9 protein-coding genes and 10 tRNA genes are annotated in these 14,041 nt (G+C 39.1%); 2 read left to right on the top strand and 17 right to left on the bottom strand.

From position 1 onward, the window contains the following. The first annotated feature begins 13 nt into the window (after window positions 1-13). Both ML543_RS15330 and ML543_RS17045 read left to right on the top strand, forming a co-directional pair. Window positions 14-1,216 carry a hypothetical protein gene (locus tag ML543_RS15330; protein WP_243388306.1) on the top strand — a complete coding sequence of 401 codons (1,203 nt, stop codon included), beginning with the start codon at window positions 14-16 and terminating at the stop codon, window positions 1,214-1,216. Window positions 1,217-2,303: 1,087 nt separating this feature from the next. Then, window positions 2,304-3,125: a DnaD domain-containing protein gene (locus ML543_RS17045; RefSeq protein ID WP_243388305.1), complete on the top strand. Its 822-nt coding sequence runs from the start codon at window positions 2,304-2,306 to the stop codon at window positions 3,123-3,125. Between the two features lie 801 nt (window positions 3,126-3,926). Here ML543_RS17045 and glmS read toward each other — a convergent pair. From glmS to ML543_RS15240, 17 genes are all read right to left on the bottom strand, one after another. Then, a complete protein-coding gene (gene glmS, locus ML543_RS15320; protein ID WP_243388304.1) occupies window positions 3,927-5,729 on the bottom strand; it encodes a glutamine--fructose-6-phosphate transaminase (isomerizing) in 1,803 nt (600 codons plus the stop codon). Between the two features lie 568 nt (window positions 5,730-6,297). Beyond that, window positions 6,298-7,644 carry a phosphoglucosamine mutase gene (glmM, locus tag ML543_RS15315; RefSeq protein ID WP_243388303.1) on the bottom strand — a complete coding sequence of 449 codons (1,347 nt, stop codon included), beginning with the start codon at window positions 7,642-7,644 and terminating at the stop codon, window positions 6,298-6,300. Between the two features lie 33 nt (window positions 7,645-7,677). Continuing rightward, window positions 7,678-8,973, bottom strand: a complete 1,296-nt coding sequence (locus ML543_RS15310) for a CdaR family protein (RefSeq protein WP_243388301.1) — start codon at window positions 8,971-8,973, stop codon at window positions 7,678-7,680. After that, window positions 8,966-9,784, bottom strand: a complete 819-nt coding sequence (gene cdaA / locus ML543_RS15305) for a diadenylate cyclase CdaA (RefSeq protein ID WP_243388300.1) — start codon at window positions 9,782-9,784, stop codon at window positions 8,966-8,968. The genes ML543_RS15310 and cdaA overlap by 8 nt, the downstream gene beginning before the upstream one ends. Before the next feature lie 96 nt (window positions 9,785-9,880). Beyond that, window positions 9,881-10,507, bottom strand: coding sequence for an anti-sigma factor family protein (locus tag ML543_RS15300; protein ID WP_243388299.1), 627 nt, complete (start codon window positions 10,505-10,507; stop codon window positions 9,881-9,883). Between the two features lie 19 nt (window positions 10,508-10,526). Beyond that, complete coding sequence (sigW, locus tag ML543_RS15295; protein ID WP_243388298.1) at window positions 10,527-11,090, bottom strand: RNA polymerase sigma factor SigW; 564 nt, start codon at window positions 11,088-11,090, stop codon at window positions 10,527-10,529. Window positions 11,091-11,441: 351 nt separating this feature from the next. Beyond that, entirely contained in the window at window positions 11,442-12,350 is a 909-nt protein-coding gene (rocF, locus tag ML543_RS15290; RefSeq protein WP_243388296.1) for an arginase, read from the bottom strand. Window positions 12,351-13,072: 722 nt separating this feature from the next. Then, a tRNA-Ala gene (locus tag ML543_RS15285) sits at window positions 13,073-13,145 on the bottom strand. A gap of 34 nt (window positions 13,146-13,179) precedes the next feature. Then, window positions 13,180-13,254, bottom strand: a tRNA-Gly gene (locus tag ML543_RS15280). A gap of 5 nt (window positions 13,255-13,259) precedes the next feature. Further along, window positions 13,260-13,332 (bottom strand) — tRNA-Lys (locus ML543_RS15275). Window positions 13,333-13,338: 6 nt separating this feature from the next. After that, a tRNA-Gln gene (locus ML543_RS15270) sits at window positions 13,339-13,413 on the bottom strand. Between the two features lie 98 nt (window positions 13,414-13,511). After that, window positions 13,512-13,596 (bottom strand) — tRNA-Tyr (locus ML543_RS15265). A gap of 8 nt (window positions 13,597-13,604) precedes the next feature. After that, window positions 13,605-13,677, bottom strand: a tRNA-Thr gene (locus ML543_RS15260). A gap of 14 nt (window positions 13,678-13,691) precedes the next feature. Beyond that, window positions 13,692-13,767 (bottom strand) — tRNA-Val (locus tag ML543_RS15255). A 3-nt stretch (window positions 13,768-13,770) separates the two neighbouring features. Beyond that, window positions 13,771-13,845 (bottom strand) — tRNA-Glu (locus ML543_RS15250). Window positions 13,846-13,860: 15 nt separating this feature from the next. Then, window positions 13,861-13,933: transfer RNA gene (locus ML543_RS15245), tRNA-Thr, on the bottom strand. A 1-nt stretch (window position 13,934) separates the two neighbouring features. Next, window positions 13,935-14,009, bottom strand: a tRNA-Asn gene (locus ML543_RS15240). Between the last annotated feature and the right edge of the window lie 32 nt (window positions 14,010-14,041).

Raw genomic sequence — 14,041 nt, 5'->3', positions numbered from 1 at the left:
ACCTGGAGGAATTATGAAACGTAGTTGGATTTTACTCTTCTCCATAACCTTAGGAACACTTATTGTAGCAATAAATATGATTCACAATGTAAGTAATAGTACGAATAACAAAGATCGAATTGTTGTGAATGGAATTGAAAATTTCAATCTTACAAACAGTAGTTCAGAGGATCGTTATCTATTATTCTACCCTGCTGATATCAGAACATCTCAAGAATACACCCTCGTAAAAGAAGTATCTACCGAGGGGAAAGTTCTGAAAGAATATGAAATTAGAGACGCTACGTTTAGGAGAATGAATGTTTTTCAAAAACCCAATGAAATTAACAAACTTTACATCTCCTTTTTTGGAGAAGCAGTAATTGATAATTGGTATTACACCTACGATATTATTAAACATCGCTTTAAAAAGGTTGATTTATCCTATTTCAGTCATGATGTGGGGGTAGATCATATATGGCATTTTGGAACAGATGTCTTATTTCAAACCATCGTTTCTCATAAAACTGGGGATCAAAACATTAATGATAAAGGTCAATTTAATATGTCGATATCAAACCAATCGACTAAGATAAGTTATGAAACAGAATATGGATACCCTCCAAATTGGACACCACTTTTAAAGCTTGACAAAAAAATTATTTATTCTGGAAATGGGCAAGTGAATGATCACGGAGTACCTGAAAATGCTTTCATAGGAATAATTGATACTGATATTAATTCAGTAGAATATATTAATTTTAATAAGCAATCAAATGAGTTCTACCCCGCATACACAACTGATAGGCAAGCTTATATTATCGGGGATAATGGAAAAGTCTATGTTCTAAAAAAGGACCTTCAATATAGAACGTATGAACCTTTTAAAGACTTACCTCCTCAAGATTATTATTATTTCATTGACGGTGGAGGAACCCTACTCTTAAATGATCATGATGCTTTACACTTTGTTTATAATGAAATCACAGGACCTACCTTAGGTATACTATCCTTCAAAGAAGAACCTACATTTTCGGTACTCGATAAGACTTACATCAAAGAAGATCATCTATATCGAATCCTTTATCAGGACACAACAAATGGAGAAATATATATAATTGAATCTGATTATGATGGATCTGGTAATTTACTTGCAATTGATAACAAATCATTCGAACTAATTCATACAATTCCCGTAGAATACAATCACTTGCTTGACTTTGTTATTAAGAAATAAAAAAAGATTCTATTTCTAGCAATTTACACGTCAAATCAAAATGATATGCTCCCCTTATAGGAAACGTAGAATTAGACAGTAAAAGGTGAGCATATCCTTCTCTTAACGGCTAACTTCACTTGTATGGAATAAAGATGTCCGATTAAAGTAAAATGGAGGATAAGCATGAAGAAAACAATACTAAGTGTTGCTATCATTTATTTACTAGCACTTACAACAGCCTGCCAGAGTGAAGGTACAAGTTTAAATGCCCAAAAAACAATTACATTTTCATTAACTTAAAAAGGTGCTAATGATCAATGGGAGATTGTCAATCATATTTCAGGAGACTACTACAACGTAGAAAAACTATCAATCCGTCCACTCGTTAGAAATTAAACCGAAAACTGATATTAAAAATGACGAGGTCTACCTTACGATCATCGTAAACGGCCAACCTCTCGAATCCTTTGATAGTCGTACAGAAGGTGACAAACAAACTAAATTCAAAGCCGAAAAAGATGGTCAGAATCTTTGGAAACTGGAAAAGGAATTATCACACTTCGACAATAACGATATCTTTTGGGATGACGTCGTATCTGTAGTAATTGAATACGATGGTATGAAAGAAGAGATTGAATTACATTAGGTATTTATAGGACCTCCCACATATCAGTTAAAATTAAGGAGGAAGAACTCAAAAGTGTTAAACTTTCTTTTTTACATTATTCTTGGAATCGCTGGTTTTTTCCTTTTTGCTATTGGCATGATTAACAGTGATGAATCATTCTTTTGGGTTTTTGGGGGTATTCTTGGCCTCTTTACTTATTGTTTTTCTGTCTATAAAATGGTTAATAAAATTCAATAAAGTTGATAGCTAATGCATCCTCAATCGTTTGTGATGAGGATGCATTTGCATTTGTTCAGCTTTTCATAGTGCACCCGTTCCATCCTTAAGCTCCGTTTCATACACTGCCAAACGCCAAAACCTTCTTTTCCAATCTAACGCTTTGAAAATTTTTCTAAAAGCTATGATCCTTTTTGCCCTAAAACAATCTATATGATAAGTGAAGGAATTTTTTTAAGATTAGGAAGGAAGGGATTTGTGGTGAATAAATTATTGATTCCTGAGCATCCAATTTTTATTTTGCCGACACTGGCTCAAAAGATTGGGTTGTATGAGGCGATATTTCTTCAACAGCTTCATTATTGGCTAACAAAAAGCAATCATTTGTATGATGGTAGACACTGGGTGTACAACTCGATAGAAAGCTGGCATGAACAGCTTCCGTTTATATCTGTCAGCACAATTCGCCGAGTGATCAAAAAGCTTGAAGAAGAAAAAATCCTCTTAACTGGAAACTTTAATTCATCGAAACTCGATCGGACAAAATGGTACACGATTGATTATGAGGCACTCGAATCCTTATTAGGAGATGAGGACAAATCGAGTGATCAATGTGAACAAATGAATCACCATGTGGGATCACATGATTCGTTCAACGTGAACACACCAATACCAGAGACTACTACAGAGAAAAAAGAAGAAGAAGAAGATAACGCGCGTGAGAATGAGCATCAAAAAGAGAACATCAGCCCATATTCCTTTTTTGAACAAAATGGATTTGGAACGATCGGTAGTTACATCGCAGAAAAGATAAAATACTGGTGTGAGGATTTATCGGATGAGTTAGTCATAGAAGCGATGAAGCTAGCAATTGAATACGATGCAAAAAATTGGGCCTATATCGAATCGATTTTACGATACTGGCATAACAAAGGATATCAAACCGTTCGTGATGTTCACTCAGCCAGGAAAGCATATAGAGAACGATTAGTGAAAAAGCCGCATGACCATAGGATGAACCATCCCACTCCACCAAGCGATTTGGAATATGACATAAACGCTGGAGAGGATGACGATACATAATTTTGGGAAGGAAAACGTCTTGAGCAAGTACTGTCATTCGTCCAGAACATTGGAGGGGAGCTGATTTACCTTCTATTAGGCGGAACGGACTTTCGTTTCTCTCCCCCAATTTATGCTTTTATTAAGTTTTACTGTTTCATCTATTCTTCTGCCCAAAATTTATTCGTTGATGACAAAGTATTCTTGTATTTTTAAAAGTAAGCATCCTTATTCACTCAAGTCATGAATACGAATCCCCAATAAAGAAAACTTAGGATAATGAAAACAATCATAAATATTGTTAGGGGCTTCGGCAATTTACCATAATAGTAAATCAGTGCTAATCCAATTAGTATGTGAATAAAAACAAAAAATGCTAAATGCATAATCATCACCTCTAACCACTCAGAATCATATGTATCGTATTTATGTGGAATAGAATCAGAGTTAGCTAGAATATAGCTCGAACAATAATCATATAGATAATGGAAATTTTAACTCTCAATATCGTACTAATCAAAAGGAGCTTCATCATCTTCTATTCATAACTTTTTATCTATTCTTCATTTTTTAAATTGGATCATCATCATTATCATTGTCGATCCTATATTGTTAAAAAAGTAATAAAGGGGGAATATTTGAAAGCAACTTCGATCAGTTTATTTAATAATCTTAAACAACCTTTCATCCACGAAAGCCACTTCGAGATTGGTAATGCTATACTTTTTCACGTTCAATTATTGACCGGTAAATTAAAACACCCCTTTAGATAAGGATATCCAAAGGGGTGAAATATTCTTAAGCTTGTAACCATATAATTTTTTACTCGACCGTAACTGATTTTGCAAGGTTACGAGGTTTGTCAACGTCACAACCACGATGCAGAGCTGCATAGTAAGAGATTAATTGTAGCGGAATAACAGATGTTAAAGGTGTTAAATCTTCATGCACCTTCGGAATGACGAAGCGATCGTCTTCTTCCTCTAAGCCTTTCATTGAGATGATGCATGGGTTTGCACCACGTGCTACAACTTCTTTTACGTTACCGCGAATGCTTAAGTTAACATGCTCTTGTGTTGCAAGGGCAATGACTGGTGTGCCGTGTTCAATTAGGGCAATTGTTCCGTGCTTTAATTCACCGCCAGCAAAGCCTTCCGCTTGAATGTATGATATCTCTTTTAGCTTTAATGCTCCTTCTAAGCCTACGTAGTAATCCATTGTACGTCCGATGAAGAAGCAGTTACGTGTCGTAGATAAGTATTCACGCGCGATTGCTTCCATTTCTTCTTTTTGGTCGCATAATGTTTCCATCGCGTTGGCAATGATGCCGAACTCTTGCAATAAATCAAGCGGCATTTCATTTCCGTTCTGCTCTGCAGCAACAGCGGCTAAAATCGCTAAAACAGCAATTTGTGCTGTGTAAGCTTTTGTTGAAGCAACGGCAATTTCTGGACCAGCATGTAATAATAATGTGTAATCAGCCTCACGAGAAAGCGTAGAGCCCGGTACGTTCGTAATTGTTAGCGCCTTGTGTCCTAATTCTTTTACTTGAACAAGAACCGCACGGCTGTCAGCTGTTTCACCACTCTGAGAAATGAAAATAAACAATGGTTTCTCAGAAAGTAATGGCATATTGTAAGAGAATTCACTTGCTACATGAACCTCAGTTGGTACCTTCGCCCATTTTTCAATAAGCTGCTTTCCAACTAAGCCAGCATGATAACTTGTTCCACAAGCGACAATGTAAATGCGATCTGCTTCATTTACCGCTTCTACAATCGCTGGGTCAACATTTAAGTTACCTGCATCATTTTGATACTTTTGAATAATTTTACGCATGACAAGTGGTTGCTCGTCAATTTCTTTTAACATGTAGTGAGGATATGTGCCTTTTTCAATATCGCTCGCGTCTAATTCAGCAGTATAAGGAGCACGCTCCACCGTTTCGCCTTCTAATGTTTTAATTGTCACTTGTTCTCTTGTGACAATGACCATTTCTTTATCCATTAGCTCAACAAATTGGTTCGTCACATGAAGCATTGCCATCGCATCAGAAGCAACGACGTTAAAGCCCTCTTTACCGATTCCTACTAATAACGGGCTTTTGTTTTTCGCAACGTAAATTACATCAGGTGTTTCCTCATCAATTAAGGCAATGGCATAAGAACCTTTTAAGCGCGTTAACGTTTGACGGAACGCCTCTTCAACTTCCATGCCTTTGTTTACAAAATGCTCTACTACTTGAACGATAATTTCCGTATCCGTTTCACTTGCAAGCTCAACACCTTGTAATAACTCGCGTTTTAAGTGTAAATAGTTTTCAATAACACCGTTATGAACAAGTGTGAAACGACGAGATGCACTTTGATGAGGATGTGCGTTTAATTTACTAGGAACACCATGTGTTGCCCAACGTGTATGACCAATTCCAACGGTTGCTAATACATTCTCGTCGACAATTGCACGTAAATCCGCAATACGTCCTTTTTCTTTAAATACGTGTACGTTGTCGTTTACAACCGCAATACCTGCTGAATCATACCCACGATATTCTAATTTTTCTAAACCACGTAATAAAACTTCTTTACAATCCTGTTGTCCAATATATCCAACGATTCCACACATTTGATTATTCTTCCTCCCATTAACAAGTAAAGGGACGTAGAAAGAAGCTTCATCGGGGACTTGTTCCACGGAGTAAAACCTTTCTGTCGTCCCCTCACTCATGTTTTCTCTATTTATTAGTTACATCTTACTCCTTTGTGCGAAAAGTTGCCTTTTCGTTTTGAGAATAAGACTTAACGGCTGTAACTTGTAACAACCGGGAGGCATCCGCCGAACAATCGATAAACCTCCTCCTCGTCAACTAAGCACTTCCGCTCTTGCTTAGTTCAGGCGCTTTATATGAAATGGATCCCAACGATCCTCCTTTCCATTTATTGACTCATCGAAACAAGAAAATTTTACACTATAAAAAAAGCTTTCGTCAATTCATTTTTCTTTACAACTTGATTGCAAGATTAGTATATGTCAAAAATGTTTCAATGTTATCCCTTATATTCTATGGTTTTAAGGACATTTTTCGTCAAACTTTAACAAATTCATGACATATATTTTACATTGACTCCAGCTAGATTTTGAGATAAAGAGATGCCTCTTTCATCTTTCACTACTCGAGGCATCTTTTGTTTAGTTATTCAATTCCCATTTCTTCCCGCACTACATTTGCAATTTTTTCGACATATTGGCGGCAAAGTTCTTCTGTAGGCGCCTCTGCCATCACACGCACTAATGGCTCTGTTCCAGATGGACGCACAAGGATACGACCATTTCCAGCCATTTCTTCTTCAACCGCTGCAATCGTAGCTTTTACCTTTTCATTCTCCATCACTGCATGTTTATCCGAAACTTTTACATTCACAAGCATTTGCGGGAATTTATCCATTTCACCTGCAAGCTCTGATAATTTCTTTCCTGTCAGCTTCATGATATTCACGAGTTGTAGGGCCGTTAATAAACCGTCACCCGTTGTATTGTGCTCAAGGAAGATGATGTGACCTGATTGCTCTCCACCTAACTTATAGTCATCCTTCTTCATCGCTTCAACGACATAACGGTCTCCTACAGCCGTTTGAACACTATTAATTCCAAGTGCTTCTAAGCCTTTGTAGAACCCTAAGTTACTCATAACAGTCGAGACAACCGTATCGTGCTTTAACATCCCTTGTTCTTTCAAGTATTTTGCACAAACGAACATAATTTGGTCGCCATCAACAATTTCTCCATTTTCATCAACAGCAATTAAGCGATCTCCATCCCCATCAAATGCTAAGCCGACATCTGCCCCTTTTTCTTTTACAACTTCGGCTAACACTTCTGGATGTGTGGAACCTACGCCTTCATTGATATTTAATCCGTTTGGCGATGTTCCAATCGTCGTAACATCCGCATCTAAATCCGCAAATAAGTGTGTTGCAAGCGAAGATGTTGCACCGTGGGCACAGTCAAGCGCAATGTGTAGACCTGTAAAATCTTCGTCGACCGTTTGCTTTAAAAATTGAAGATATTTTTGACCACCTTCGAAATAGTCGCTCACTTGACCTAACTCAGCTCCAACTGGGCGTGGGAGTGTGTCTTCCTCTTTGTCTAGAAGCGCCTCAATTTCTGCTTCTTGCTCATCAGACAACTTAAAGCCATCTGGACCGAAAAACTTGATACCATTATCTTGAACCGGATTATGAGAAGCTGAAATCATAACACCTGCTTCCGCTCCTAGCGCACGTGTTAAATACGCCACTCCAGGTGTTGAAATCACACCTAAACGCATAACCTCCGCTCCAATGGATAACAAGCCAGCAACAAGTGCTCCTTCTAACATATGCCCAGAAATACGTGTATCTCGACCGATTAAAATTTTTGGTCGTTCTTTATCCTTCGTTAAAACATATCCACCGAAACGACCTAATTTAAATGCCAACTCTGGAGTCAACTCCGTATTAGCTACTCCCCTTACTCCATCAGTTCCAAAATATTTTCCCATGGATTCATCGCTCCTTTTACAAAATCATCTTGATCAAGACTGTGTCGTTTGACTCGTTCTATTTCCAGATTCATCTTCAGCTACATCGCGATTCAATATTTTCAGCTTAATCTTTTTTTTAGATAGTGACCAGGATATGTTTTGTGGACCGTTTACCTCGATATCCAGTTGATGTTCTCCTTCTCCTACATCTGCCACATTCACATACAATTTAATATCTGATTCATTAATGTTTTTTAAGATTTCGCCTGAACCCTTTAAAAGAATATCCACTTTTGCATTCTCCGGGTCCAGAAAATTAATCGTCTCCCGGTCATTCAACCCGATAGGATTTACTTGAACTCCTTCAAACGATATAGACTGTTCTTTATCAAGTTCGATCGTAACTTCCGCTTTTTCAGGAATGATCTTCGTAACGCCATTTGGCTTTGGAATTTCTATCTCTAATGTTGTATCTTTACTAATCTTGGATAAATCAATTTCAATCCCGTCTATAAATTCGATCTTATCAAGGACACTTTGCTCCCCGTAAATCGTCGCTTCTTTCGGCTCAACTGTCAACCGTTTTATGCTGAGTCCATCTGGAAGCTCCCCCTTTTGTTTCACATTGATGGGTACGAGCTTACTTGGACTTTTTACCGGAACCGTCACAAGGACGACAGACGGGTCCACTTCAACCGGAAGTACAGTTCCGTTTTGGTCATAGACCGTTACAATTGACTCCATCTCTAACGTTTTATCGACCCCTTCCAAATTCACTCTTGCTTTTACAAGTGCGATTCGGTCAAGGACCTCTTTGGCTCCCGTTATTTGAACCGTGTTCGGTTGCACAATGGCTTCTTCCGGCGTATATCCTTCTTTCATTTTCTCTTTATTAATGAAGTCCACTTCGACAGAGAAGCTCTCTGTTACTTTCTCGTGAACATTGACAGTAATAACCGAAGGATTGATATTGATCGCTAATTTTTCTGATACATTTTTATATTGTAACTGTACGCGATGCGTACCTACTGGCAATTCGCGTAAATCAGCATATATTTCAAAGTCTCTTACTTGCTTGGCTGCAGTTAAGGCGCTTGTCGGGCCTTCTAATGAAACGGTTACCGTTTGTGGAATTCCTGTCACCACATACTCCTGCTCATCATAGTACACAGCTACTGGAATATCTGTTAAGGTTACAGACTCCGTTGAAGCTGTAGTTGAGAAAAACGATGTGGTCTGTGACTTGGATTCCTCGGGCGACTCAATATTAACCGAAACGTACAGCATAACAGCGAGCATCATTGCTACAATTCGCATGAACCAATTATTATTCATGAATTTATCCATTTTTCTTCGCCCTCCATTGCCATAGGCTTGAAGAAGCAACTTTTGAGCTATTGAATTCCGAATTTAACATATCCCGCAATTGATCGACTGTTAAATTCCGATGTAGCTCTCCATTTTTCGTTAAGGAAATACTTCCTGTCTCTTCAGACACAACTAATGTAAGACTATCGGTTACTTCACTAATCCCTACAGCAGCACGGTGTCTCGTACCAAGCTCTTTAGAGATAAATGGACTTTCTGACAAAGGTAGATAGCATGCTGCTGCTGCTACTTGGTCATTTTGAATAATGACTGCCCCGTCATGTAAAGGGGTATTTGGAATGAAAATATTAATTAACAACTCGGATGAGATGTTGGCATTCAACGGAATACCCGTTTCAATATAGTCTCCCATACCCGTTTCACGTTCGATAGTTACAAGCGCACCAATTCGTCGCTTCGCCATGTATTCGGTTGCTTTTGTAATCGCCTCAACCATTTTTGAATGTTCTTCATCTTCTTGCACAACTCCACGCGAGAATATTCGTCCCCGCCCTAACTGTTCGAGCGCGCGCCGTAGCTCAGGCTGGAAGATGATTATAATCGCTAAGAACCCCCATGTTAACGCTTGGTCCATTAACCATTGCAGCGTATTCAGTCCTAAATACTGACTTAAAATTCGCACGACAATGATGACTGTAATCCCTTTTAAAAGTTGTACAGCCTTCGTCCCCCTGATTACCATAATCAGTTTGTAAATAACGTACCAAACGAGGAGTATATCAATAATATCGCCAAGGTATTGTAATACAGGAAAGTCACCTAAGGCCATTTCCATTTCCTCCAATATGTAATCCATAACCTATATTATAGCACAACTTCCATCAACAAGCTGTATACATAAGAAGTAGGTCACCTAGTTGATGACCTACTTCTCAAATATATTCACGACCTCTTTCGCCAATGACTTTAACTCAAACCAAAGCCATTCAAATAACTGATCCACTTCTTCAATTTGGCCGGTTACTTGTCCTGCAGATGCTAAATATTGATCACCATTAATGACATCTCCATTGATGACCGTCACATCTCCATTAACCTTTCCTTCAATTTTAATGTCGCCGTTTCGTACAATGATATTTCCGTTTACGGTTTCGCCTTCAGGAACAATAACTGTATGATTTTCAACCACTAGATTATCATGTTTTGTTACACTAAATTTATCTTCTTGATACGATGTAAAGAGGCTTCCTGTCATCAATAAAATGAATAGCGAGGCAGCCACAAGTAATGGATGACTTCGAAACCAGCGATTCATGCTCACCGTTCGTTTTTCCTTTGGTAGCTTTTTCATCACATTAGCTGTAAAGTCTGCCGGAGCATGTACATGAGACGTGCTCTGCACGAAAGCTACAGCCTTATTAAGCTCTTGATAATGTTTCATGCATTCTTCACAGCTTTGCATATGTTCTTTAAATCGTTTTTCTTCTTCAGCGTTTAATTCACCATCCATATGACGATGAATTAAATCATGTACATTTGAAGGACAGCCCATATTGTACACCCCAATCTTTTTATAAATGACGTAATTGTTTTCGCAATGCTTCCCGTCCGCGATGGATTCTAGTTTTTACCGTTCCAATCGGAATTTCCAATATATCCGATATTTCTTGTAATGACAGCTCATCAATGTATTTTAGCACAATGACCGATCGGTATTTATCAGGTAATTTTAGGATTTCTTTTTGGATCGTATCTTGTAAATCCATCGCCTCGACTTCTTCATCGGGCTTTAATTCATCAGATGCAACTTGTGAGTACATTGTCAGTCCTTCCGTCCCCGCAACTTCCGCATCTAAATAATAATCAGGTTTTTTCTTTCGAATCCGATCAATGCATAAGTTCGTCGCAATCCGATAAAGCCATGTTGAAAACTTTTTTTTCACATCAAAGGTATGAATATTTACATATGCACGAATAAACGCCTCTTGCGCAATATCTTCCGCTTCATGTGCATTACCTAGCATGCGATAACATAATTGATAGATCTTATCCTTATATAGATCTACAATATCTGCAAATGCTTCTTGATCACCTTTTTTAATTTGTTTAATTCTCTTTTTAACAATTATGTCCATATTTTCTACCTCCGCAGTAGCGGGTATCTATTCTACGAATTTACGTATCAAAAGGTTTCACATTTGACACATAAATTTATTTTAGCAAAAATTAGGGAATTGTGCGCTTTTTTTGCTGTGATTTTTCCCTAACCTTAATAAATCTATCCACCATATAAAAAAGCCTTCAAGAACGCTTTCTTTTAACATTCTTGAAGGCTAGAACTGTTAACATAGTTTTTATTAGGGTGTTTAAGTTTAATGATTTTGGTTGAAAGGCGCATGCTTTCCTCAAGGAAGACCTGTCTAGCTGTTCCCAAGGGAGGCGCTCCCTTTCGCTAAATACCAACAATGAATAGAAAACAGTCTTAATTAAAGAAGTTTCTCTCCAAATAAAGAACCCATTAAGGCTACTGCTACTGTAGCAGTTTTATTTCTCTCATCTAAAATTGGGTTTACTTCCACAAATTCTGCAGAGGTAATAATGCCGGATTCAGCTAGCATTTCCATTGCTAAATGACTTTCTCTGTAACTAATTCCCCCAATCACTGGAGTACCTACCCCTGGGGCATCATGAGGGTCAAGACCATCTAGGTCAAGAGATAAATGGACTCCATCTGTTCCACGATTTCGTAAATACGTAATCGCTTCTTCCATAACTTGTGTCATTCCTAATCGGTCGATCTCATGCATTGTATAGACTTTGATTCCTTTTTCTTTAATTAATTCACGTTCTCCTTCATCAAGCGCACGTGCACCGATAATGACAATGTTTTCTGGTTTGATTTTTGGTGTATATCCCATAATATTTGTCAAACTAGGATGACCGATTCCTAAGCTTACCGCAAGTGGCATCCCATGAATATTCCCTGATGGGGACGTTTCAGCTGTATTTAAATCACCGTGAGCATCATACCAAATGACTCCTAGATTTTCATAGTGCTTCGCAACACCAGCTAGCGTTCCGATTGCTATGCTGTGGTCTCCCCCTAATACAAGTGGAAATGACTCCGACTGGACTGCTTCGTCCACTTTAACAGCTAGTTGCTCATTCGCTTCTGCAACCGCTTTTAGATTTCTTAAATTTTCGACATTTTTAACGTCACTTCGCTCAGCTCGACCTATTTCTATATCCCCTAAATCATCTATTATGTAACGTAAACGTTCTAAGCGTTCAATAACTCCTGCATACCGAATAGCACTCGGTCCCATATCTACCCCTCGTCGCATTTGACCTAAATCCATTGGTACCCCAATAATTGAAATCTTGTTTGTTTTCATCTCTCATCCTCCTTATCCTCATAATTTTATTTTACCGAGAAACTAGAAGATGACTCAACTGGACAAAATCACGCATAATTATACAGAAAATTTCGTTTAATGAGATTGTTCTAAAATAGTACTTTTAAAATGGAAAAAAGACAAAAGCGATTGTTAGGAAGTATATCGGAGATTAGCCCATCTCCTTCTTCTCTTTTGATTCCAACGGACGCTTTCCGTAGATTTACACAATGTGTAGTCTCAGTTGAGGTTCACATTTGCTTCTAATATTAAATGAACAGTCTCCTTCCCAATGACACAGAGGCTGAAGAAAATCTTTTAAGCACATCAAGCTCTATAACTGATTAATGATACATTTTCGGGATAATGTTAATAAGAAACATTCATGATTTTACACTCACACCCCCGACATGAAAATTTATTCTCCCCGGGGTTTCCTTTCTACCATCTACTTATCATGATCGATCATTCAGCTCATAGGTAATTTTTATTTTCACAGAAAAAGCGGAAAGCGCCCGCTTATCGGCGAAGAGTGCTGGAGGACCTTCGAGGGGGCTTCCGTCGCCACAGCAGGGCCGAAGCGACCCGAGCTGATGGCGCTTGGAGCTAGACACCAGAAAAACTGTAAAGAGAATACTTTAACACTTTATTGAACTTAGACTGTCTGTAACAATAAATAAAAAAATCCTCTTACCTTTTCATTGGTAAGAGGATTGCTTATATGGAGCCTAGCGGGATCGAACCGCTGACCTCCTGCGTGCAAAGCAGGCGCTCTCCCAGCTGAGCTAAGGCCCCATAATACAAAAAAAGATCCATCTACAATGGATTCTGGAGCGGAAGACGGGATTCGAACCCGCGACCCCCACCTTGGCAAGGTGGTGTTCTACCACTGAACTACTTCCGCAAAAGTGAGCCATGGAGGACTCGAACCTCCGACCCTCTGATTAAAAGTCAGATGCTCTACCAACTGAGCTAATGGCTCGAAATTTGGCTGGGCTAGCTGGATTCGAACCAGCGCATCACGGAGTCAAAGTCCGTTGCCTTACCGCTTGGCTATAGCCCATCGAAAAATTTCATGTATGTAATGTTATGTTTCCAATAAAAAAATCACTTTATACAACAAATGTTGTGTTAATGTGATTTTCCCTAAAAATTATTAAATGGTGGAGGGGGACGGATTCGAACCGCCGAACCCTGAGGGAGCGGATTTACAGTCCGCCGCGTTTAGCCACTTCGCTACCCCTCCGATACGAGTGCCGGCGAGAGGACTTGAACCCCCAACCTACTGATTACAAGTCAGTTGCTCTACCAATTGAGCTACACCGGCAAATGAAATAATTATGGTGGAGGATGACGGGATCGAACCGCCGACCCCTTGCTTGTAAGGCAAGTGCTCTCCCAGCTGAGCTAATCCTCCATATGGTGACCCGTACGGGATTCGAACCCGTGTTACCGCCGTGAAAGGGCGGTGTCTTAACCACTTGACCAACGGGCCAAAGCATTTGTCCTAAGCTTCCAACCGGGCTTGAACCGGTGACCTCTTCCTTACCATGGAAGTGCTCTACCTACTGAGCTATGGAAGCATGGCTCCGCAGGCAGGATTCGAACCTGCGACCGTTCGGTTAACAGCCGAATGCTCTACCACTGAGCTACTGCGGAATAATATCGCCTGGCAGCGTCCTACTCTCACA

Source organism: Bacillus kexueae (genome assembly GCF_022809095.1).
GTDB classification, from domain to species: Bacteria; Bacillota; Bacilli; order Bacillales; family Aeribacillaceae; genus Bacillus_BZ; species Bacillus_BZ kexueae.
Note: the sequence above shows the minus strand (reverse complement) of the source record. Positions and strands in the feature narration are given on the sequence as shown.

Excerpts from the sequence above, each read along its gene's own strand:
- ML543_RS15310 (WP_243388301.1), bottom strand. The coding sequence starts at position 8,973 with ATGGATAAATTCATGAATAATAATTGGTTCATGCGAATTGTAGCAATG.
- glmS (WP_243388304.1), bottom strand. The coding sequence starts at position 5,729 with ATGTGTGGAATCGTTGGATATATTGGACAACAGGATTGTAAAGAAGTT.
- rocF (WP_243388296.1), bottom strand. The coding sequence starts at position 12,350 with ATGAAAACAAACAAGATTTCAATTATTGGGGTACCAATGGATTTAGGT.
- glmM (WP_243388303.1), bottom strand. The coding sequence starts at position 7,644 with ATGGGAAAATATTTTGGAACTGATGGAGTAAGGGGAGTAGCTAATACG.
- ML543_RS15330 (WP_243388306.1), top strand. The coding sequence starts at position 14 with ATGAAACGTAGTTGGATTTTACTCTTCTCCATAACCTTAGGAACACTT.
- cdaA (WP_243388300.1), bottom strand. The coding sequence starts at position 9,784 with ATGGCCTTAGGTGACTTTCCTGTATTACAATACCTTGGCGATATTATT.
- sigW (WP_243388298.1), bottom strand. The coding sequence starts at position 11,090 with ATGGACATAATTGTTAAAAAGAGAATTAAACAAATTAAAAAAGGTGAT.
- ML543_RS15300 (WP_243388299.1), bottom strand. The coding sequence starts at position 10,507 with ATGGGCTGTCCTTCAAATGTACATGATTTAATTCATCGTCATATGGAT.